This window comes from Cellulosimicrobium sp. AB352 (assembly GCF_049538415.1).
GTDB classification, from domain to species: Bacteria; Actinomycetota; Actinomycetes; order Actinomycetales; family Cellulomonadaceae; genus Cellulosimicrobium; species Cellulosimicrobium funkei.
In genome coordinates this window covers 12,873-32,582 of sequence record NZ_JBMVFX010000007.1, presented here as the reverse complement: position 1 = coordinate 32,582, position 19,710 = coordinate 12,873, and the positions used below count along the sequence as shown (strand labels likewise).

The following is a 19,710-nucleotide window of genomic DNA, read 5'->3' as shown; positions in this document are numbered from 1 at the left end:
GCTGTGGCCCGGCGTGCTCGGCCGCACAGGTCCGGGTGCGTTCCTCGCGGGGCCGTGGTCGGATGGGGAGCGATGACTTCGCGATCGATGACGACACGAACCGTCCGCGCCGCCGCCTCGTCGCTGGCGGCGGTCCTCCTGCTCGGCGGGGTCCCCGCCGCGGCCGTCGCGGGCCCGGGGGGTGAGCCAGCCCGCACCGGTGCCGCCACGGCGTCGGCCCGCACCGGACCCGCCACGACGACGGCCGCCCAGGTCGAGGCACCCGTGCCCGAGATCGCGTGGGGCCCCTGCGACGGCGACGGCCTCGAGGCGTTCGAGTGCGCGACGGCGCAGGTGCCGACCGACTACGACCGCCCTCACGGCCGTACGACGACCATCGGCCTGACGCGGCTCCCGGCGTCCGACCCCGAGCAGCGGATCGGGAGCCTGTTCACCAACTTCGGCGGCCCGGGCGGGCCGGGTGTCGAGACGCTACACCTGCTGGGGGGCTCGCTCTTCGACGACGACGTGCTCGCGCGGTTCGACGTCATCGGGTTCGACCCGCGCGCCGTCGGGACGTCCGACCCCGCGACGTGCTTCCGCGACCAGGAGCGGGAGAACGCGTTCCTCGCGGGCCTGCCCGCGTTCCCCGTGACCGACCGCGAGGAGGCGCGCTACCTCGGCCAGATGGCGGCGTTCGGGGCGTCGTGCACGCTGTTCTCCGGCGACCGGATCGCGCACGCGTCGACGGCGAACGTCGCGCGGGACATGGACCTGCTGCGCCAGGCGGTGGGCGACGAGCAGCTCAGCTACGTGGGGTACTCCTACGGCACGGTGCTCGGCGCGACGTACGGGGCGCTGTTCCCCGACCGCGTCCGCGCCCTCGTGCTCGACGGCACGATGGACGTCGACGCGTGGTCGGGCGTCGGGTCGCGCGAGCTGATCGGCGCCCGGATCGGGCAGGCCGCCGGCGCGACCGAGACGTTCGGCGAGTTCACGCGGCTGTGCGCGGAGGCGGGGCCGTCGGCGTGCGCGCTCGCGTCGCTCGGCGACCCGGCCGACGTCGTCGAGGCGACCTACGCCGCGCTCCGCGGGGCGCCCGTCGACGTGCCGCTCCCCGACGGCACGAGCGTGCGCGTCGGCTACCCGGACACGGTCGCGCTCGTCTTCCAGTACCTGTACGAGCCCGTCGCGTGGGGCGACCTCGACCTCACGCTCGCGTCGCTCGCCGTGCTGAGCGGCGCCGTCGAGCCGCCCGCGGCCGCGGACCGGCAGCGCACCCTCGGCGCCCTGCCCTCGCTGGGGGAGCTGCTCCGCCGCGCCGGATTCGCCGAGGACTACGCGTCGGTCGGCGGCGCGCTCGCGAGCCTGTGCGTCGACACGACGACCCCCGGCCGCCCGTGGCAGTACCCCGCGAAGGTCGACGCGCTCGACGCGCAGTACCCGCACTTCGGGCGCTTCCGCGGCTGGGTGGGCGTCCAGTGCGAGTTCGTGCCCGTCGAGGACCGCGACGCGTTCACGGGCCCGTGGGACCAGACGACGGACGCCCCCGTGCTCGTGGTCGGCACCCGGTTCGACCCCGCGACGCCGTACGGGTTCACGCAGCCCTACGCGGACCGCTGGCCCGACGCCCGCGTGCTCACCGTCGAGGGCTGGGGCCACACGATCATCGGCAAGAGCGCGTGCGCGGACGCCGCCGTCGCGCGGTACCTCGTGGACCTCGACGCGACCGACGGCGCGACGTGCGAGCAGGACGCCGTGCCGTTCCAGGGCCCGTCGGTCCCGCTCGGCGAGGCGCTGCGCCTGCCGGTCGTCTGACCCGCGGGGCGCTGCCCGCTGGTCCCCGCGGTCACGGCCGTTCGGCCCTGGCGACCCGTCCCGGCGCATGCCCACCCTGGAGGCATGACCGGACCGGGCCGCCGCGTGACGGAGGCCGCCCGGCGCTACCCGTGGGTGGTCGCCACGGTGGCGGTGGGTGGTCTCGCCGGCGTGCTCGAGGCCTGGGGGCCGGCCCTCTCGGCCCAGGTCGTGGTCTCGGCGTTCGCGCTCGTGCTCGTCGTGGTCCGGGCGCGCGGCATGGTGGCGGACCTGCGGGCGGGCACGTACGGCGTCGACCTGCTCGCCGTCCTGTCCGTCACGGCCACGGTGCTCGTGGGGGAGTACTGGGCCGCCCTCGTGGTGTGCCTCATGCTCTCGGGCGGCGAGGCGCTCGAGGACTACGCGAACGGGCGCGCGCGGCGCGAGCTGTCGAGCCTGCTCGCCGGCGCGCCGCGCGTCGCCCACCGGGCCGGGCCCGGCGGGGAGCTCGAGGACGTCCCCGTCGACGACGTGCGCCCCGGCGACGAGGTGTGGGTTAGGCCAGGGGAGGTCGTTCCCGTGGACGGCGTCCTGCTCAGCACGGCGGCCACGTTCGACGAGTCGTCGCTGTCCGGGGAGTCGCTCCCGGTGGAGCACCGGCGCGGGGACGTCGTGCTTTCCGGGTCGGTCAACGGCGGCGGAGCGGCGCAGGTCCGGGCGACCGCGACGGCCGCTGGCTCGCAGTACCAGGCGATCGTCGAGCTCGTGAAGCAGGCGCAGGAGTCCAAGGCGCCGTTCGTGCGCCTCGCCGACCGCGTGGCGGTGCCGTTCACGGTCGCCGCCCTCGCGCTCGCGGGCGCAGCGTGGGCGCTCAGCGGCGAGGCGACCCGCTTCGCCGAGGTGCTCGTCGTCGCGACGCCGTGCCCGCTGATCATCGCGGCCCCGGTCGCCTTCATGTCCGGCATGTCCCGCGCGGCCCGGAACGGGATCATCGTGAAGTCGGCGGGCACGCTCGAACAGCTCTCGCGCGTGCGCACCGTCGCGTTCGACAAGACGGGCACGCTGACCCACGGGGCGCCGGTCGTCGTGGAGGTCCTGCCCGCGGGCGACCGCACGCCGGACCGCGTGCTCGCGCTCGCGGCCGCCGTCGAGCAGTACTCGGTGCACCCGCTCGCGGCGGCGATCGTCCGCGCGGCCCAGGAGCGGGACCTCGCGCTGCCCGCCGCACGGGACGCGACGGAGGAGACCGCCCGGGGAGCCCGCGCGACGGTGGACGGCCACGCGGTGGCGGTCGGTCGGCTGGCCTTCGTCACCGCGGGCGCGCCCGCGGGCGTCCCCGTGCCCGGCGCGGGCCGCAGCGCCGTCCACGTGGGCGTCGACGGCGCGTACGCCGGGACCGTGCTCCTCGCCGACGAGCTGCGGGCCGAGGCCCGCCCCACCGTCGCCGCCCTCCACGCCGCGGGCGTGCGGACCACCGTCATGCTCACCGGCGACGGCGCGGCGACCGCCCGGCACGTCGCGGACCAGGTGGGCATCGACGACGTGCGCGCCGGCCTCCTCCCGCAGGACAAGGTCGACGCGGTGCGTGCGCTGCCGGACCGCCCCGTGATGATGGTCGGGGACGGCGTGAACGACGCCCCGGTCCTCGCGGTGGCCGACGTCGGCATGGCCATGGGCGCACGGGGCTCGACGGCGGCGACCGAGTCCGCGGACGCCGTCGTCGTCCGCGACGACCTCGCGCGCACCGTCGGCGCCGTGCGGATCGGCCGCCGCACCGTGCGGGTCGCGTGGCAGGCCATCGGCATCGGGATCGCCCTGTCCGGGCTGCTCATGGTCGTGGCCGCGACGGGGCGGCTCCCCGCGCTCGCGGGGGCGTGGCTCCAGGAGGTCGTCGACCTCGCGTGCATCCTGTGGGCGCTGCTCGCCACCCGCCCGGGCAGGGACGAGACGCCGCCCGGACCGTCCCGGTCGGCATCCGCCGCGGAGGTAGGCGAGCCGCTCGTGCCGGCGGCGTCGTCCCGCTGAGACCCGGCGTCCACCCGCCCACGGGCGGACGAGAGGATCGGACCCCGGACCCCCGGCACCGTCTCCGAGAATGCTCTGAGAATCGGCGGGCACGCTGTCTCGCATGAGCATCCTCACGACGCGCCGGACGCCGGCCCAGCAGGCCCAGCCCCAGGACCGGGCCACGGCCCGGGCACGGCGCGGAGCGGGCGCACCCGCTCCGGGCGCGGTCGTCCTGCGGGCGGCGCTGGTCGGTGTCCTCGTGCTCGTCGTCGCGTTCTGGTGGCGGGGCACGCCGCCGTCCGCCGGGGCGTCCCCGGCCGGCGCGCTCACCGGCGTGGGGGAGCTCGTGGGGCTCGTCGCGTCGGTGCTGGTCTGCGCCCAGCTGCTCCTCGTCGGGCGCGTGCCCTGGTTCGAGCGTGCGGTGGGCCTGGACCGGCTCGTCGCGTGGCACCGCGTCCTCGGGACGGCCGTCGTGCTCCTCGTCCTCACGCACACGCTCCTCATGGTGGCCGGGACCGCCCTGCCGGCGCAGGCCGCGTCCTGGTGGCAGGCGCTCACCCTCGTGCTGGCGGAGCCGGACATGACGGCGGCGCTGGTCGGCACCGGCCTGTTCGTGGTCGTGGGGGTGTCCGGCGCGCGCCTCGTGCGGCGGCACCTGTCGTACGAGGCGTGGTTCCTCGTGCACCTGACGATCTACGCCGGGGTGTACCTCACGTTCGCGCACCAGGTCACGGCGGGCGCGCACTTCGTCGCCGACCCGACGGCCCGCGCCGCCTGGGTGCTCCTCTACGCGGGCACCGCCGCGGCCCTGCTCACGTGGCGCGTGGTGCTGCCGCTCCTGGGCGTGCTCCGGGACGCGCCGCGGGTGAGCGCGGTCGTGCCGGAGGCCGGGGGGATGACGAGCGTGTGGGTGTCGGGTCCGGCGCTCGCGGACGCCGGGGCACGGGCGGGCCAGTTCTTCCTCGTGCGCTTCCTCGCGCGGGGCCACGTCGTCACCGCCCACCCCTACTCGGTCTCCGTCGCGCCCGACGGCGAGCACCTGCGCTTCACCGTCGGTGGCCTGGGCGACCACTCGCGCGCGGTGGCCCACCTGCGGCCGGGGACGCGCGTGCTCCTCGAGGGACCGTTCGGCCGCTTCACCGCCGCCCGGGCGCGACGCCGCGGTGTGCTGCTCGTCGCCGGGGGCGCGGGCGTCGGGCCCGTGCGGGCGCTCGCGGAGGACCTGGTCGCGCGCGGTCACGACGTCGTCGTCGTGCACCGCGCCCGGTCCCGGGCGGACCTCGGCCTCGGCCACGAGCTCGCCGACGCGCCGCTCACGTACCTGCCCGTCGTGGGCCGCCGGGCCGACCTCGGGTACGACCCCCTGGGCCCGGGGCGGCTCGACGCCCTGGTCCCCGACATCGCGTCGCGCGACGTGTTCGTGTGCGGTCCGCCCGCGATGGTCGCCACCGTCGAGGACTCGGCACGCCGCGCGGGCGTGCCGCGGTCCGCCGTCCACCACGAGGAGCTGAGCCTGTCATGACCGGACGCCGCTGGAGAGGGACGATCGTCTACGCGGGCAGCGTGCTCGCGCTCGGGGCCGCCGCGCTCGCGCGGTACGGCGGGGTGCCGGGCCTCGCCGGGGACGGGTCCGCGACGTCGGCTGGTCCCGCCGCCGTCGTCGCGGGGTCGGAGCCCGTGACCCCCACGACCCCGACGCCGGCCCCCTCCACCGCGGGCTCGACGGACCCGGGCACGTCCCCGGCGAGCCCGGGCACCGGCACGCCCGACCCGACGCGGGCGACCGTGACGGGGTCGGTCGTCCAGACGCGGTACGGGCCGGTGCAGGTCGCGGTGACGTTCACCGGGACGCACCTCGACGCGGTGCAGACCGTGCGGTCGCCCAGCGGGGGAGAGAGCTCCCAGATCTCCGCGCGCGCCACGCCGCTGCTCGCGCAGGAGGCCGTGCGGGCGCAGTCCGCGCGCATCGACACCGTCTCCGGGGCGACCTACACCTCCGAGGGCTACCGCGAGTCCCTCCAGGCCGCGATCGACGCGCGGGGCTGACGGTGCGCCGGACGGAGACGGTCATGGGGCTGCCGATGTCGCTGGACCTGCGCGCGCCCGACGACGAGCGTGCGCAGGCTGCCGCCCGCGCGGCGTTCGCGGTGCTCCACGCCGCGGACGCGCGGTTCAGCGGGCGACGCGCGGACAGCGAGCTGTCCCGCCACCGGCGCGGGCTCGTCGCGCGCCCCTCCCGGGACCTGCGCGAGGTGCTCGACCTCGCGGAGGCCGCGCGCGTCGCGAGCGGTGGCGCGTTCGACGTGCACCGGCCGGACGGCACGCTCGACACCGACGGCGTCGTCAAGGGCTGGGCCGCGCAGCGCGCGGTGGACCGGCTCGTCGCCGCGGGGTTCTCCGACCTGTGCCTCAACGCCGGCGGGGACGTCGCCGTCCGTGGCGGGCCGGAGCCCGGCCGGCCCTGGGTGGTGGGCGTGCGCTCCCCGGCGCGCGTGGACGGGCTCGTGGCGCGGGTCGAGCTGCACGACGGCGCGGTGGCGACGTCGGGGACGTACGAGCGCGGTCTCCACGTGTGGGACGGGCGCACGGGTGCCGCCGCGCGCGGGCTCCTGTCGGCGACCGTCGTCGCGCCCGACCTCACGACCGCCGACGTCCTCGCGACGAGCGTCCTCGCGCTGGGCGAGGAGGGGGTCGCGTGGGCGGTGGACCAGGGGGCTGCCCTCGTGCTCGCCGTCCTCCCGGACGGGACGGTCGTCAGCGACGGGCCGGCGGGCCGAGCGGCAGCGTGAGCACGAGACGGGCCCCGTGCGGTGCGTCGGGGCGGTTCGTCGCCTCCACGGTGCCCGCGTGCTGGGCCGCGACCTCCGCGACGAGCGCGAGCCCCAGCCCGTAGTGGCGGCGCCCGCCCTCGTCGGGTGCCGGCCCGGGGCGGCGCGAGGCGAAGCGTGCGAACAGGTCACCGGCGTCCTCGCCCAGCCCGGGTCCGTCGTCGTCGACGAGCGCCTGCGCGGCCGACCCGGCGCGCCGCACCGTGACGACGACCTCGTGCGTCGCGTGGTCGACCGCGTTGTCCACGAGCGCGGTGAGCGCGCGGCGCAGCGCGGCCGGCGCCCCCGCGACCGTGAGGTCGTCCGTCCCCGCGCGCCGCAGCGCGACGGAGCGCGACGCCGCGCGCGCCTCGGCCGAGCGCACGACGGCGTCGGCCAGCGCCGCGAGGTCGACGGGGACGAGGTCCACGGACCGCGTGTCCGCGGCCGTCAGCAGGTCGTCGAGCACGTCGCTGAGCGCGGCCGTGTCCTCGAGGAGCCCGTCGACGTCGCGCGCCACCTGCTCCGCCGTCCCCGGGCCCGGTCGTTCGAGCCGGCGACGCAGGAGCTGCGCGCGCGTCGAGAGCAGGGTGAGGGGGGTCCGCAGCTCGTGGCTCGCGTCCGCCACGAAGCGCCGCTGCATCGCGAGGGCCTGCGCCGTGGGGAGGACGGCGCGACGCCCGAGCCACCAGCCCCCGACGGTGGCGAGCACGACCCCGACGGCCGTCGCGACACCGAGCGCGAGGAGGAGGCGCGCCAGCTCCTCGCGCGTCTCGGACGGGTCGAGGACGGCCTGGACGACGCCGTCCCGACGCTCCACCGTGAGCACCTCGAACGTGCCTGCCGAGGTCGTCACCCGCTCCCGCGCGCTCGTCCCCGTGCGTGCCACCTGCTCGACGAGACCGAGGTCGGGCAGGCCGGCCGGCATCCCGGGCGACGCGTCGACACCGCGCGGCGAGGCCACGGCGACCCAGATCCCTGGGCCCGCGTCGGTGACCTCGTCGGCCGACGCCGCCGACTCGAGCCGACGGTCGTCCGCCTCGCCGAGCGCGCGAGCCACCACGGCGAGGACGACCGCCGCCACCACGAGCAGGCTCACGAGCACGAGGAGACCCGTCTGCACCGCGAGGCGCCGGCTCGTGCGCCGCAGGAGGTCGCGCTCCGCGCCCGTGATCACAGTGCGCCCCACCGGTACCCCAGCCCGCGCACGGTCGTGACCGCGCGGCGGCCGAGCTTGCGGCGCAGGTAGTACACGTAGGTGTCCACGACCCCCGGGTCGGACGCCTCGGGGAACACGCGCTCCAGCAGCTCGTCCCGGCCGAAGACCTGGTGCGGGTGCCGGGCGAGGACCTCGGCGAGCGCGGCCTCGCGCGCCGAGAGGTCGGCGGTCGTGCCTGCGTCCGTCGTCACGCGGCGGGTCCCGAGGTCGAGCGTGCCGCCCGGGAGGCGGATCGCGCCCGCCGCCGGGGACGCCTGGCCCCGCCGGCGCAGCGCGCGCAGCCGCGCCAGCAGCTCGTCGACGTCGAACGGCTTCCCCACGTAGTCCTCGGCCCCGGCGTCGAGGCCGGCCACACGGTCGGCCGGGTTGCCGAGCGCCGACAGCACGAGCGCGGGCGCCGTGACGCCGCGCGAGCGCAGCCGGGCGAGCAGGTCGAGCCCCTCGACGGCGGGCAGGCCACGGTCGAGGAGCAGCAGGTCGTACTCGCGCGTGAGGCCGAGGTGGAGCCCGCGCTGGCCGTCGTGCGCGACCTCGACGGCGTAGCCCTCGCTCCCGAGGAGCTCCACGAGCATGTCCGCGAGCATGCGGTCGTCCTCGACCACGAGGACCCGTGCCTCGACTGTCATGCGGTTCCGCCTCGTCTCCCGGACGTGTCCATTCTGACCGCCGGGCGGTCGGGCACAACTGCGGCCGACGCACCGCCGCCCGCCCGGAGCGGGTCCTCACGGACGGTCGCGACGTGCGACAGTGTTCCGGGCGTTCGAGCACAGGACGCCCGTCGTCGAGCCGAGAGGCGTCTTGTGGTCGCGTCCTCCGCACCCTCCGACCCCGCGCGCGCCGCCCTCGCACCGGCCGAGGCGGAGCGCCTCGCCGCCGCGCTCGAGCGGCGCGCGATGTCTGCGAGCGAGGTCTCGTTCACCATCGCGGACGCCCGCGCCCCGGGGGTGCCTCTGGTCTGGGTCAACCCGGCGTTCACGGCGACCACCGGCTACGCCGCGGACGAGGTGCTCGGCACCAACTGTCGGTTCCTCCAGGGCCCGGGTACCGACCGCGACGCGGTCGCGAGGATCCGGGCCGCGGTCGACGGCGGCACCACGGCGGGCGAGACGCTGCTCAACTACCGCAAGGACGGCACGCCGTTCTGGAACCAGCTCACCCTCTCGCCCGTGCACGACGAGCTCGGCACCCTCACGCACTTCGTGGGCGTCCAGGCCGACGTCACCGCCCGGGTCGAGACAGAGAGGTCGCGCGAGGCGGCGCTCGACGCCGCGATCTCCGCGAACCATCGGCTGACCACGACCACCCGGATCGTCGAGCGCCTCGGCGAGCTGCTCGGCACGGAGGACGTGCTCGCCGAGGCGGCACAGGCCGTGGCCGAGGTGTTCTCGTGCTGGGCGGTCGTCGTGACGTACCCGGGTGGGCGCTCGCGCACCGACGTCGCGTCGCACGACCCGGCGCTCGCCGATGCCGCCCGGCGCCTGTCCCGGACACCGGGCTGGGCGGACCGCTCGCTCGCGGCGGTCGACGTGCTCGGGGGCGGCGCGCGGTTCGCGCGACCGTTCGACGTCACGCCCGACCTCGTCTCGCCGCACGCGGACGAGGAGGAGCTCGCCGCCATGCACGAGCTCGGGCTCGGCTCCGCGATGTCCGTCGGGCTGCGGGCCCGCGGCCGGATCGTCGGCGTGCTCGCCGTGGTCAGCGCGCAGCCCGGGTTCTTCGAGGACGAGGACGCCGTGATGTTCGAGGACCTCGGCCACCGGATCGGCCTCCTGCTCGACAACGCGCGGCTCTACGAGCGCGAGCGCGACGCCGCGCACACCCTGCAGGAGCGCATGCTGCCGCGGCTCGGATCCCTCGACGGGCTGGACGTGGCCGTGGTCTACCGGCCCGCGGGAGGTGGGTCGTCCGTGGGAGCCGCGGCGGTCGGCGGCGACTGGTTCGAGGCGATCGAGCTGCCCGACGGCCGCGTGCTGCTCGTGGTCGGGGACGTCGTCGGGCACGACATGCACGCCGCCGCCGCGATGGGTCAGATCCGGTCGGCGCTCCTCACCGTCGCGGCGGACGGCACGACGCCCGAGGAGGTCGTCGAGCGCCTGGACGGGCTCGTGAAGCGCTTCGGCCTCGCGGACGTCGCGACGTGCGTCGTCGCGACGCTCGGGCCGCCCGACGCGGACGGCGGGCGCGAGCTCGTCTACTGCCGGGCCGGCCACCCGCCGCCCCTGCTCCGCACGCCCGACGGCGCCGTCCGCCCGCTCGACGAGTCGCTCACCACGCCGATCGGGGTCGTCACGCCCCGGCCCGTCACGGCCGCCCGGCTGCGACCGCGTGCCGGGAGCGTGCTCGTGCTGTACACCGACGGCCTCGTGGAGTCCCGCGCCCGGGGCCAGCGCGAGGGCGTCGCGGAGCTCGCGCGGGCCCTCGGCCGCGCCCCGGCGGACGCGGACGCTGCCGCCGTCCGGGACCACTTGCTCGACCAGGCCGGGGGCCGTAGCGACGAGGACGACACGTGCCTGCTCGTCGTCCGCCTGCCACGCGGGGACGAGGCCGCGGCATCCGACGGTGGTGCGCCGCCCCACCCCTGAGCGGCGGGCGCTACGGACCCTCGGCGAGCGGCCCCCGCAGCCGCGCCCGGTCGTCCTCGGTCCCGCCCCGGAGCCGGCGCGCGAGCGTGTCGCGCCAGCGCGCGGGGAGCGTCGGGAGCGCGGCGAGCGCGGCGGCGGCCGGGAGGTCGTCGCGGTCGAGGTTCATCACGCGGTTGACCTCCCGCACCGTCGCGCTCCGGCGCGGCCGGTCGACGACGACGGCGGTCGCGCCTGCCCGCACCGTGCCGGGCGTGAGCACGCGCAGGTACCAGCCCGTGCGACCCGATGCCTGGACCCGGTCCGGAAGGTCGACGAGGCCGTGCACGGCCGCGAGCTTGTAGCAGGGGCGGCGCGGCATGCTCACCTGGAGGGTCGCCGTCCCGAGGGCGAGCACGTCGCCCAGCAGCAGGTCGTCCTCGGTGAGCCCGCGCGTCAGGAGGTTCTCCCCGAACGCGCCGGGCGAGAGGTCCGCGCCGAGCTCGTCGCGCCACGCCGCGTAGTGCTCGACCGGGTACACGCACACGGCCTTCTCGGGGCCGCCGTGCACGCGCCGGTCGGCCTGCGCGTCGCCCTCCAGCCCTTCCGTCCCCACCGCGACGGGGCCGAGGCGCGGCCGCTTGCGGAACGCCGTCGGCACGTCGCGCCCGCGGTGGGCCACCGTGCCCACCCCGCCGGTGCGCACCTCCAGCACGACGGCGCTCGCGGGCCGCGAGGCGGGCGCGGGGGAGCACGGGTCGCCAGGGCGGGACGGTGCGGCGGGGCGGGACGGTGCGACGGGGCGGGACGGCACGGTGGCTCCTCTCAGGCGGCGCGGCGCAGGCCGACGGCGGGGAAGTCGACGGGGACGTCGAGCGCCACGTTGACGTAGTTGGTGAACAGGTTGAGGGCGACGTGCGCGACGACCTCGACCACCTGCTCGTCGGTCCACCCCGCGTCGCGCACCGCCTGGACGTCCTGCGCGGTCACGTGACCGCGCGCGTCGACGAGGGCGAGCGCGAAGCGCAGCAGCGCCTCGACGCGCGGGTCGGACGCGGTGCCGTCCTGCGCGGCGGTGAGGTCGTCGCGCGCGACGCCGGCCTTGCGCCCGAGCGCGGTGTGGGCGGCGAGGCAGTACGCGCACGCGTTCCGGTTCGCGACGGCGACGGCGATCTGCTCGCCGACGGCCGCGCCGAGCGTGCCGGTGCCGAGGGCGCCGAACGCACCCCACATGCTCTGCAGGGCGGCGGGCGAGTTCGCGACCGCCCGGAACATCGCCGGGACGCCGCCGAACGCGGCACGGATCTGGTCGAGCCCGTCGGCGACGGGGCCGGTGGCGGACTCGGGGCTGACGAGGGGGACACGGGACACGGTGATCTCCTCCGGGTGCGGGGACGCCGGTCCCGGGCGGGGCCGACGCCGTCCAGCCTGGTCGGTCGCGTCGGACGACGGGGAACGAATCGTCCTCGGAACGTGTCCGATCGTCTGGCATCCTGGGGCGATGGCTCCCGTCGACCGACTCTCGCACCTGCTCGAGCGGTTCCGCGTGCGCACGCACCTCTTCCACACCGGGCCGCTGTGCGGCGTCACGACGTTCGACGCGCGGCCCGGGCGCGGGTTCCTGCACGTGCTCCGGCGGGGCGAGATGGACATGACCCACGTCGGCGCGGACGGCCGGGTCGAGCGCCGCAGCGTCGACCGCCCGAGCCTGCTCTTCTACCCGCGCCCGCTCGACCACGCGTTCCACAACGCGCCCACCGAGGACTCCGACTTCGCGTGCGCGACGCTCGACGTCGAGGGCGGCGCCACCCACCCCCTCGTGCGCACGCTGCCGCCCGTGCTCGTGCTGCCGCTCGACGACGTGGCGGGCCTCGAGCCCGCGCTCGACCTGCTCTTCCGCGAGATCGACGACGTCCGCTGCGGCCGTCGCGTCCTCGCCGACCGGCTCTTCGAGGTCGTGCTCGTGCAGCTCTTCCGGTGGATCCTCGACCACGCCGACGACCTCGCCCTCCCGCCGGGGCTGCTCCCCGGCCTCGCCGACGAGCGCCTCGCGCCCGTGCTCGTCGCCGTGCACGAGGCGCCGGGGGAGCCGTGGACGCTCGCGTCGATGGCGCGCACGGCGCACCTGTCCCGGAGCGCGTTCGCCGCCCGGTTCACCGCCGTCGTGGGGCAGCCGCCCGGCGACTACGTGACCGGCTGGCGCCTCACCGTCGCGCAGGACCGGCTCCGGGCGGGCGCCTCGGTGAGCCGCACGGCGACCGAGCTCGGGTACGCGACGCCCGCCGCGTTCTCGCGCGCGTTCAGCCACCGCGTCGGCCGCTCGCCGCGCGCGTGGTTGGCCGAGCGCGCGGACCCGGCGGCGGCGTCCGTGGCATCCTGACGCGGTGCGGTCGAAGGCGCGGGGCGAACGGTGCGGACCGAACCGAGGCGGGTCGAGCCGGTGCGCGTCGAGCCGGTGAGCGAGGACGTCCTCGTAGACCGGGTCGTCGAGCGCGTGCTCGCCGTCGGGCGTGAGCAGCCCCGGGCGGTCCGCCTCCTCGTCGACGGCCACCCCTCCACGCGGCCCGAGGACCTCGCGGATCGTCTGGTCGCGCCGCTGCGCGCGGCGGGTCGGCCGGTCGCGCGCGTGCGCGTGCAGGACTTCTGGCGTTCCGCGTCGCTGCGCCTCGAGCGCGGGCGCGAGGATCCCGACGCGCTCCTCGACGAGTGGGTCGACGTGGCCGGGCTCCGGCGGGAGGTGCTCGACGCCGTCGGGCCGGGCGGGTCCGGCCGCTACCTGCCGAGCCTGCGCGACCCCGCGACGAGCCGGTCGACCCGCGCCGCGTACGTCGAGGCCGAGCCGGGCCTCGTCGTCGTGCTCGACGGCGCGCTCTGCCTGGGGCTCGGCCTCGCGCTCGACCTCACCGTGCACCTCGCCCTGCGCCCCGCGACGCTCGCGCGCCGCACCGCGCCCGACGCGGCGTGGACGCTCGCCGCCTACGGCCGGTACGCGCAGGAGGTCCGTCCCGAGGACGTGGCGGACGTCGTCGTGCGGGTCGACGACCCGCGGCACCCGGCGCTCGTCGTCCGCTGAGTGGCCGTGGCCATGGCCGTGGCTGCGGGTGCGGCGGGCCGGAGCGGGCGCGGTCAGCGGGGGAGGTGCGTCTCGACGAGCTCGACGATCGCCGGGTCGTCGGGCAGGGTGCGCGGCCGGAACCGGTGCACCTCGCCGCCCGGCAGGACGAGGAACTTCTCGAAGTTCCACGTGACGCGCCCCGCCGTGCCGTCCGCGTCGGGCGTCTTCTTGAGCTCCGCGTAGAGCGGGTGCGCGTGGCGGCCGTTGACGCGCACGCGGTCCACCACGGGGAACGTGACGCCGTACGTGAGCGAGCAGAACTCCTGGATCGCCTCGTTGCTCCCGAGCTCCTGCAGGAACTGGTTGCTGGGGAACCCGATCACGGTGAACCCGCGGTCGCGGTACTTCTCCTGCATCGCCTCGAGCGTCGCGTACTGCGGCGCGAGCCCGCACCGCGACGCGACGTTGACGACCAGCACGACGTCGTCCGCGTGCTCGCGCAGGGTGTGCGTCGTCCCGTCCATGGCGTCGAACGGGATGTCGTACAGGCTCATGGGACCTCCTCGGGCGAGGCGCCGGCGCGTCCGGGCCCGTCCCATCCTCGCACCGCGGGTGTGACGTCGTGCGGAACCGGTCCCGACCCCCGGTCGAGCGCGCGCGAGCCTGCCCGTGGCGTGCTGAAGTATGTGCGCGATGCCAGCAGCCGAGAGAAGGGACGCCTCCATGCGCCCGTGGACCCCGAAGACCGACATGGTGCGCCGGTTGTACGTCGCAGGCCGGGAGGCGACGAGCCCGGCCGAGGCGCTCCGGATGTCCCCGCAGGAGCTCGCGGAGGAGTTCGACCGCTGGCTCGAGGGCGTCCGCGCCGCGCGCGAGCAGTAGGAGCGGCGGAATCTCGGTGGCCTCCCGCGCCCGCGCGGGACAGACTCGGGGCATGACGACGCGGCTGCCGGACGACGGCCCGGGCCACGGACACGACGGGGGACCGGACGACGGCCCCGACACCACCTCGCCCGTGACCCGGGCGGTGGTCGGCGTGGTCGTGGGCATCGCGATCTTCGCGTTCGTCGGCGTCGTGGGGTACTTCGCCGTCGTGACGGTCGGGATGCGGTCGTGGGCCGACCAGCGGGGCGCCTCCGCCGAGCGGTCGGTCGCGAGCGCCCCGGCGAGCACCTCGGCCGGCGCCGGGACCGGGCGCGAGACGACGCTCGACGCGTCGAACGAGGCGTACCGCCAGCGCCAGGGCACGCCCGAGCGCGACGCCGAGGCGGCCCGCTCGGTGCCCGCCGTCCGCGCCGCGCTCGACCCGGTCGCGGACGGCTCGGCGGTCGACGCCGTCGAGGTCGCGGCGGCGCTCGCCGCCGCGGGGTTCGAGACCGTGCAGGTCGTGGGCACGACGGCGTCCGGCGAGGTCGCGACGACCGTCGGCGTGGGCGTCGCCGTCCCGGGCGGCTGCGTGTTCGGGGGCGTCGCGCCCGACGCCGTGACCCTCGAGGCCGGCGGCCCGATCGCGGACGGTGGCTGCCTGGAGATGCCGGCGCACTGAGGCCCCTCGCACCGGGCGCCCGCGGCCGCGCGCCCGGCCCGGGTGGTCCGGGAGGTCGCCGCGCGGGTCGATCTCGCGACCTGCGGCTCCACCTGGGTACGGTCAGCGGGGCGGGCGACGGAGCCCGCACGGCTGACGGAGGGTGAGAGATGCGGATCGAGGGCGCGGTCGCGCTGGTGACGGGCGGGGCGTCGGGCCTCGGGCGCGCGACGGCGGAGGGCCTGGTGGCTGCCGGCGCGCGCGTCGTGCTGGCCGACCTGGCGTCGTCCGACGGCGCGGCGGTCGCCGCGGGGCTCGGCGACGCGGCGCGGTTCGTCCCCACGGACGTGACGAGCGAGGACGACGTCGCGCGGGCCCTGGACGCCGCGGACGCCCTGGGTGGGGCGCGCGTCGTCGTGAGCTGCGCCGGGATCGTGCTCGCGCAGCGGGTCCTCGGCCGGTCCGGGGTGCACGCGCTCGACGCGTTCCGCCGCGTCGTCGACGTCAACCTCGTCGGCACGTTCAACGTCGTCCGGCTCGCGGCGGAGCGCATGCTCGCCCTCGACCCGCTCGGTCCCGACGGTCCCGACCCCGACGGCGAGGAGCGCGGCGTCGTCGTGCAGACGGCGTCGGTCGCGGCGTTCGACGGCCAGGTCGGGCAGGCGGCCTACGCCGCGTCCAAGGCCGGGGTCGCCGGCCTCACGCTGCCGCTCGCGCGCGACCTCGCCCAGCACCGGATCCGCGTCATGACGATCGCGCCCGGGATCTTCCGCACCCCGATGATGGCGTCGCTCCCCGAGGCGGCGCAGGAGTCGCTCGGGGCGCAGGTGCCGCACCCGAGCCGGCTCGGGCGCCCGGAGGAGTACGCGCACCTCGTGCGCGCGATCGTGGAGAACCCGATGCTCAACGGCGAGGTGGTCCGCCTCGACGGCGCCATCCGCATGGCGCCGCGCTGAGCCGCAGGACCGCCGGGGGCCACGGGCCGCCCGACGCCGACAGGACCCCGGGCTCGCGCCCGGAGGAGAGGAGAGGGACGATGCCGCCGTACACGACGGCGACCGACTTCCGGGCCGACCTGCTCGCCCGCGCGACGGCGGCCCAGCGCCGCGCGTCCGCCCGGAGCTTCCCGGGCGACGGCGGCTCCGTCGCCGGGGTGCGCATGGGCGACGTGTTCGTGCTCGCGAAGAACGCCCTCGACCTGCCGGTCGACCAGATCGAGCTGCTGCTCGAGGACCGGATCCACGAGGTGCGGGCCGGCGGGTGCTCGATCATGGGCAAGGCGGCGACCGCCCGGCGCGTGACGGTCGAGCGGCACGCGGAGCTCGTGGAGCTCTTCCTGCGCCGGCACGACCGCATCGACACGTGGGACCTCGTGGACCTCACCGCGTCCCAGGTGCTGGGGACGTGGCTGCTCGACCGCCCGCGCGACGTGCTCGACGACCTGGCGCGCGCGCCCGACTGGCCGCGCCGTCGCTCCGCCGTCGTCGCGACGGCGGCGTTCCTGCGGCGCGGCCAGGTCGACGACACGTTCCGGCTGTCCGCGGTGCTGCTCGACGACCCGGAGCCGTACGTCCAGAAGGGCGTCGGCTGGATGCTCCGGCACGCGGGCGACGTCGAGCCCGAGCGGCTGCGGGCGTTCCTCGAGGAGCGGGCCGCCACGATGTCGCGCGACGTGCTGCGTGCCGCCGTCGAGAAGCTGCCGCCCGCGGAGCGCAAGGAGTGGCTCGCGCGCTGAGCGCCGGGGTCGCCCTCAGCCCCGGGACGGCACCCGGCCGCAGCAGGGCTCGAGGATCCGCAGCCCTTCGCGGCGGGAGAACCAGACCGTGAGCACGGCGGTGGCGCTGCCGAGGAGCGCGAGGTCGACGAGCAGCACGAGCGGCTCGATCGCGCCCTGCTCCATCGACGAGGCGCTGAAGGGTGCGAGGAGGAACAGGAAGAGGTTGTTGGCGACGTGCACGAGCACGGCCAGCTCGAGCCCGCCCGTCTTCCAGACGAGGAACCCGGTGCAGAGCGCGAACGCCGCGATGCCGATCTGCCCCACCCCGTCGTACCCGTGGCCGACGACGAAGAACGGGACGGGCAGGACGATCCCCCACACGGGCGAGCGCAGCCAGGTGCCGAGCATCTGCTGGGGCAGGCCGCGGAACGCGTACTCCTCGGCGGCGCACTGCAGCGGCCCGAGGAGGAGGATGCACCCCAGGCTCACCAGAAGGGCCGGGGTCACGGTGGGGGTCGCCAGGTCGGACGGCGGCCGGAGCAGGAACCCGCCCACGGTGACGACGCCGTAGAGCGGCACGACGAGCGGCACCGCGCTGCCGACGAGCCCCCACCGGAACCGTCCGGCGACCGAGTGGATCGTGCCGCGGCGTCGACCGCCCCAGCGCACGCCGAGCACGACGGCGGGCAGCAGGAGCGCGATGAGCCCGAGGCCGATCGCCCAGTCCAGCGGGTTGAGCGGGTCGGAGAAGTCGTCGGACGGCGTCGGCAGCCCGGGCCGGTAGGGCACCAGCACGGCGTAGGCGACCGCGACGACGGCGACCGGGGCGAGGAAGGCGAGGTAGAGGAGCGCCGTCGCGCCGAACGTGGTGAGCGGGGTCCACCACCGTGCGGGGCGAAGGTCGACGTGCGCCGCCCGGTGGTAGGCGAAGGTGGTCGCGGTCGTGCTGTCGAGCGTGGGCTGGGACACGGGACCGATGAGCGGCGCGCCGGGCACGGGTGCCGTCGGGACGGGACTCTCGTCGAGCGAGGGGTGCATGCGTCGAGCCTGGTCGGGCGGCTCGGGCCGCGGTATCGGTCATCGGTCTGATTTCCCGTCCTCAGCCGGGGCGCCGGGCTCGTCGGTGCCTACAGTGCTCCGGTGAGCATGTTCGCGCAGCGCCCGGCGTGGCGTCGGGTCCTCCGCGAGACCGGCCTCCTGGCCGCGGTCGCCCTGTCGGGTGCCCTGCTGTTCCTCGGCAACTTCGCGCTCAGCGTCGACACGCCGGGCGCGCAGGACGATCCCGTGCGGTTCGCCGCGCTCCTGTTCCTCGACCTCGCGTTCGGGGTCGCCGCGTGGGTCGTCGTGCTCTGGCGCCGCAGCGCGCCCTTCCTCGTCGCCCTGCTGCTCGCCGTGCTCGCCGTCGTCTCGACCGCGGCGGTGCCGGCGGCCCTCGTCGCGTTCGGGTCGCTCGCCACCCGGCGCCGGGTGCGCGAGCTGGCGCCGGTCGCGGCGGTCTGGCTCGTCGGCGTCCTGACGGTGGCCGCCCTGGGGATCGACCTGGTCGGCGTCGCGCTGCCGTGGTGGGAGGTGGTGGTCGCGGTGGGCGCGACCGCGGTCGTCCTCGCCGTCGCGCTCGCCGCGGGCATCGCCGTCGGCGCGCGGCGGGACCTCGTCGCCACCCTGCACGAGCGGGTCCGGCTGACCGCGGAGGAGCAGCGCCTCGGCGAGGAGCGAGCTCGCCACCAGGAGCGCACGCAGATCGCCCGGGAGATGCACGACGCCCTCGCACACCGCCTCTCGGTGACCGCGATGCACGCGAGCGTCCTGCGGCACCGGACGGACCTCGACGCCGCGGACCGGGACGAGGCCGTCGCCGCCCTGCACGACAGCAGCCGTCAGGCGCTCGCCGACCTGCGCGAGCTCCTCACCTACGCGCGGGGCCCGAGCCGGTCGGACGACGACCGGCCCCAGCCGACCCTGGACCGGCTCGACGAGCTCGTGGCCGAGACGCCGCTCGCCCGGACGGACTGCGCCGTCGACCTCGAGCGCCTGCCCCCGACCGTCAGCCGGCACTCGTTCCGGATCGTCCAGGAGTGCCTGACCAACGCCCGGCGGCACGCCCCCGGGCAGCGCGTCGACGTCGCCATCAGCGGCGCTCCCGGCCGCGAGCTGGCGATCGTCGTGCGCAACGCACTCGCGGGGCCGCGGCAGGGCGCGCCCCGACCGGGCCTCGGCGTCATCGGGATGCAGGAACGGGCGCGGGCCGTGGGCGGGTCCGTCAGCGTCCGCCCGGGCGTCGACGAGCACGTGGTGTCGGTGACGATCCCCTGGCCGGCCGCGTGAGCCGCCCGTCATCCGACGTCGTCCGGGTGGTCACCGTCGACGACCAGCCGGAGGTCCGCTCGGCGCTGCGCCTGATGCTCGGCGGCGAGCCCGACATCGCCGTGGTGGGCGAGGCGGTCGACGGGGACCACGCGCGCGACGTCATCGAGGCCTGCCGGCCCGACGTCGTGCTCATGGACCTGCGCATGCCGCGCTGCGACGGGCTGGTCGCGACGGCGCGCGAGACCGCGCTCCGGCCGGAGACGGCGATCATCGTCCTGACGACCTTCGACACGGACCACCACGTCGTCCGTGCCCTGCGTGCCGGGGCGTGCGGGTTCCTCCTCAAGGACGCGCCGCCCGACGAGCTCGCCCACGCCGTCCGCGCGGCGGCCCAGGGACGGCCCGTCCTCGCGCCCGCGGTGCTGCGGCGGGTGATGACCCTCGCGGCCGAGAACACCCGGCCGCCGGACGCCGCCGCGGTCGACGCCCTCGCGACGCTCTCCCCGCGCGAGCGCGAGATCGCGCGCGCCCTCGCCCGGGGGATGTCGAACGCGGAGATCTGCGCGGCGCTGTTCATCTCGCTCGCCACCGTGAAGACGCACGTCAGCCGGGTGATCGCCAAGCTCGGCGTGGAGTCGCGCACCCAGGTCGCCGCCCTCGTGCTGCGGAACGACCCGGAGCACGGATGACCGCGGCGGGGGTTCCCGCGGCGGACCGGGCGGCGTACGGTGAGCGCACG

The 19,710-nt window shown here is 76.8% G+C and carries 20 protein-coding genes; 14 read left to right on the top strand and 6 right to left on the bottom strand.

Going from position 1 to position 19,710, the window contains the following annotated elements; all coding sequences use genetic code 11:
- Positions 1-87: 87 nt before the first annotated feature.
- From ACPCUX_RS06765 to ACPCUX_RS06745, 5 genes are all read left to right on the top strand, one after another.
- Entirely contained in the window at positions 88-1,797 is a 1,710-nt protein-coding gene (locus ACPCUX_RS06765) for an alpha/beta hydrolase (RefSeq protein ID WP_409141522.1), read from the top strand.
- A gap of 84 nt (positions 1,798-1,881) precedes the next feature.
- Positions 1,882-3,801 (top strand): heavy metal translocating P-type ATPase, encoded by a 1,920-nt coding sequence (locus ACPCUX_RS06760; RefSeq protein WP_423388424.1) that lies wholly within the window; start codon positions 1,882-1,884, stop codon positions 3,799-3,801.
- Positions 3,802-3,904: 103 nt separating this feature from the next.
- On the top strand, positions 3,905-5,305 hold the full coding sequence (locus ACPCUX_RS06755; RefSeq protein WP_423388423.1) for a ferredoxin reductase family protein: 1,401 nt from the start codon (positions 3,905-3,907) through the stop codon (positions 5,303-5,305).
- On the top strand, positions 5,302-5,829 hold the full coding sequence (locus ACPCUX_RS06750; protein ID WP_043652828.1) for an FMN-binding protein: 528 nt from the start codon (positions 5,302-5,304) through the stop codon (positions 5,827-5,829). The genes ACPCUX_RS06755 and ACPCUX_RS06750 overlap by 4 nt, the downstream gene beginning before the upstream one ends.
- A 23-nt stretch (positions 5,830-5,852) precedes the next feature.
- Positions 5,853-6,572, top strand: a complete 720-nt coding sequence (locus ACPCUX_RS06745) for an FAD:protein FMN transferase (protein ID WP_076404591.1) — start codon at positions 5,853-5,855, stop codon at positions 6,570-6,572.
- Here ACPCUX_RS06745 and ACPCUX_RS06740 read toward each other — a convergent pair.
- On the bottom strand, positions 6,538-7,779 hold the full coding sequence (locus ACPCUX_RS06740) for a sensor histidine kinase (RefSeq protein WP_143311052.1): 1,242 nt from the start codon (positions 7,777-7,779) through the stop codon (positions 6,538-6,540). The two genes, ACPCUX_RS06745 and ACPCUX_RS06740, sit on opposite strands and share 35 nt — an antisense overlap.
- Positions 7,764-8,435, bottom strand: coding sequence for a response regulator transcription factor (locus tag ACPCUX_RS06735; RefSeq protein ID WP_043652826.1), 672 nt, complete (start codon positions 8,433-8,435; stop codon positions 7,764-7,766). Before ACPCUX_RS06735 ends, ACPCUX_RS06740 begins: the two co-directional genes overlap by 16 nt.
- A gap of 174 nt (positions 8,436-8,609) precedes the next feature.
- Here ACPCUX_RS06735 and ACPCUX_RS06730 point away from each other — a divergent pair, with 174 nt between their 5' ends.
- Positions 8,610-10,391 carry a SpoIIE family protein phosphatase gene (locus tag ACPCUX_RS06730; protein ID WP_211932559.1) on the top strand — a complete coding sequence of 594 codons (1,782 nt, stop codon included), beginning with the start codon at positions 8,610-8,612 and terminating at the stop codon, positions 10,389-10,391.
- A 10-nt stretch (positions 10,392-10,401) separates the two neighbouring features.
- On the opposite strand, the gene ACPCUX_RS06725 is transcribed toward ACPCUX_RS06730, so the two are convergent.
- The gene (locus ACPCUX_RS06725; protein WP_423388422.1) at positions 10,402-11,181 is read right to left on the bottom strand and encodes an MOSC domain-containing protein; all 780 of its coding nucleotides are present in this window, start codon (positions 11,179-11,181) and stop codon (positions 10,402-10,404) included.
- 11 nt (positions 11,182-11,192) lie between these two features.
- Positions 11,193-11,738 carry a carboxymuconolactone decarboxylase family protein gene (locus ACPCUX_RS06720; protein WP_076404221.1) on the bottom strand — a complete coding sequence of 182 codons (546 nt, stop codon included), beginning with the start codon at positions 11,736-11,738 and terminating at the stop codon, positions 11,193-11,195.
- Between the two features lie 130 nt (positions 11,739-11,868).
- Here ACPCUX_RS06720 and ACPCUX_RS06715 point away from each other — a divergent pair, with 130 nt between their 5' ends.
- Together ACPCUX_RS06715 and ACPCUX_RS06710 are read left to right on the top strand one after the other, a co-directional pair.
- Positions 11,869-12,747 (top strand): AraC family transcriptional regulator, encoded by an 879-nt coding sequence (locus ACPCUX_RS06715; RefSeq protein WP_423388421.1) that lies wholly within the window; start codon positions 11,869-11,871, stop codon positions 12,745-12,747.
- Between the two features lie 60 nt (positions 12,748-12,807).
- Positions 12,808-13,440: a uridine kinase gene (locus ACPCUX_RS06710; protein WP_415297498.1), complete on the top strand. Its 633-nt coding sequence runs from the start codon at positions 12,808-12,810 to the stop codon at positions 13,438-13,440.
- Between the two features lie 53 nt (positions 13,441-13,493).
- Here the strand turns inward: ACPCUX_RS06710 and ACPCUX_RS06705 are convergent, their stop codons facing one another.
- Positions 13,494-13,976, bottom strand: a complete 483-nt coding sequence (locus ACPCUX_RS06705) for a glutathione peroxidase (RefSeq protein WP_415297497.1) — start codon at positions 13,974-13,976, stop codon at positions 13,494-13,496.
- Positions 13,977-14,145: 169 nt separating this feature from the next.
- On the opposite strand from ACPCUX_RS06705, the gene ACPCUX_RS06700 reads away from it, so the two are divergent.
- The 4 genes from ACPCUX_RS06700 (at position 14,146) to ACPCUX_RS06685 (ending at position 16,682) form a co-directional block, all read left to right on the top strand.
- Positions 14,146-14,304: a hypothetical protein gene (locus tag ACPCUX_RS06700; protein WP_021483806.1), complete on the top strand. Its 159-nt coding sequence runs from the start codon at positions 14,146-14,148 to the stop codon at positions 14,302-14,304.
- A 52-nt stretch (positions 14,305-14,356) separates the two neighbouring features.
- Positions 14,357-14,968 carry a DUF6993 domain-containing protein gene (locus tag ACPCUX_RS06695; protein WP_423388420.1) on the top strand — a complete coding sequence of 204 codons (612 nt, stop codon included), beginning with the start codon at positions 14,357-14,359 and terminating at the stop codon, positions 14,966-14,968.
- A gap of 149 nt (positions 14,969-15,117) precedes the next feature.
- Positions 15,118-15,903 carry an SDR family NAD(P)-dependent oxidoreductase gene (locus ACPCUX_RS06690; protein ID WP_074803850.1) on the top strand — a complete coding sequence of 262 codons (786 nt, stop codon included), beginning with the start codon at positions 15,118-15,120 and terminating at the stop codon, positions 15,901-15,903.
- Between the two features lie 80 nt (positions 15,904-15,983).
- Positions 15,984-16,682, top strand: a complete 699-nt coding sequence (locus tag ACPCUX_RS06685; protein WP_137281316.1) for a DNA alkylation repair protein — start codon at positions 15,984-15,986, stop codon at positions 16,680-16,682.
- 15 nt (positions 16,683-16,697) lie between these two features.
- On the opposite strand, the gene ACPCUX_RS06680 is transcribed toward ACPCUX_RS06685, so the two are convergent.
- A complete protein-coding gene (locus ACPCUX_RS06680) occupies positions 16,698-17,702 on the bottom strand; it encodes a CPBP family intramembrane glutamic endopeptidase (RefSeq protein ID WP_144679396.1) in 1,005 nt (334 codons plus the stop codon).
- A 108-nt stretch (positions 17,703-17,810) separates the two neighbouring features.
- On the opposite strand from ACPCUX_RS06680, the gene ACPCUX_RS06675 reads away from it, so the two are divergent.
- The gene (locus tag ACPCUX_RS06675; RefSeq protein WP_423388462.1) at positions 17,811-18,989 is read left to right on the top strand and encodes a sensor histidine kinase; all 1,179 of its coding nucleotides are present in this window, start codon (positions 17,811-17,813) and stop codon (positions 18,987-18,989) included.
- A complete protein-coding gene (locus ACPCUX_RS06670; protein WP_076404229.1) occupies positions 18,986-19,660 on the top strand; it encodes a response regulator in 675 nt (224 codons plus the stop codon). The genes ACPCUX_RS06675 and ACPCUX_RS06670 overlap by 4 nt, the downstream gene beginning before the upstream one ends.
- Positions 19,661-19,710 lie beyond the last annotated feature (50 nt).

Excerpts from the sequence above, each read along its gene's own strand:
- ACPCUX_RS06745 (WP_076404591.1), top strand. The coding sequence starts at position 5,853 with ATGGGGCTGCCGATGTCGCTGGACCTGCGCGCGCCCGACGACGAGCGT.
- ACPCUX_RS06765 (WP_409141522.1), top strand. The coding sequence starts at position 88 with ATGACGACACGAACCGTCCGCGCCGCCGCCTCGTCGCTGGCGGCGGTC.
- ACPCUX_RS06700 (WP_021483806.1), top strand. The coding sequence starts at position 14,146 with ATGCGCCCGTGGACCCCGAAGACCGACATGGTGCGCCGGTTGTACGTC.
- ACPCUX_RS06755 (WP_423388423.1), top strand. The coding sequence starts at position 3,905 with ATGAGCATCCTCACGACGCGCCGGACGCCGGCCCAGCAGGCCCAGCCC.
- ACPCUX_RS06735 (WP_043652826.1), bottom strand. The coding sequence starts at position 8,435 with ATGACAGTCGAGGCACGGGTCCTCGTGGTCGAGGACGACCGCATGCTC.
- ACPCUX_RS06705 (WP_415297497.1), bottom strand. The coding sequence starts at position 13,976 with ATGAGCCTGTACGACATCCCGTTCGACGCCATGGACGGGACGACGCAC.
- ACPCUX_RS06750 (WP_043652828.1), top strand. The coding sequence starts at position 5,302 with ATGACCGGACGCCGCTGGAGAGGGACGATCGTCTACGCGGGCAGCGTG.
- ACPCUX_RS06685 (WP_137281316.1), top strand. The coding sequence starts at position 15,984 with ATGCCGCCGTACACGACGGCGACCGACTTCCGGGCCGACCTGCTCGCC.
- ACPCUX_RS06695 (WP_423388420.1), top strand. The coding sequence starts at position 14,357 with ATGACGACGCGGCTGCCGGACGACGGCCCGGGCCACGGACACGACGGG.
- ACPCUX_RS06690 (WP_074803850.1), top strand. The coding sequence starts at position 15,118 with ATGCGGATCGAGGGCGCGGTCGCGCTGGTGACGGGCGGGGCGTCGGGC.
- ACPCUX_RS06715 (WP_423388421.1), top strand. The coding sequence starts at position 11,869 with ATGGCTCCCGTCGACCGACTCTCGCACCTGCTCGAGCGGTTCCGCGTG.
- ACPCUX_RS06675 (WP_423388462.1), top strand. The coding sequence starts at position 17,811 with ATGTTCGCGCAGCGCCCGGCGTGGCGTCGGGTCCTCCGCGAGACCGGC.
- ACPCUX_RS06760 (WP_423388424.1), top strand. The coding sequence starts at position 1,882 with ATGACCGGACCGGGCCGCCGCGTGACGGAGGCCGCCCGGCGCTACCCG.
- ACPCUX_RS06680 (WP_144679396.1), bottom strand. The coding sequence starts at position 17,702 with ATGCACCCCTCGCTCGACGAGAGTCCCGTCCCGACGGCACCCGTGCCC.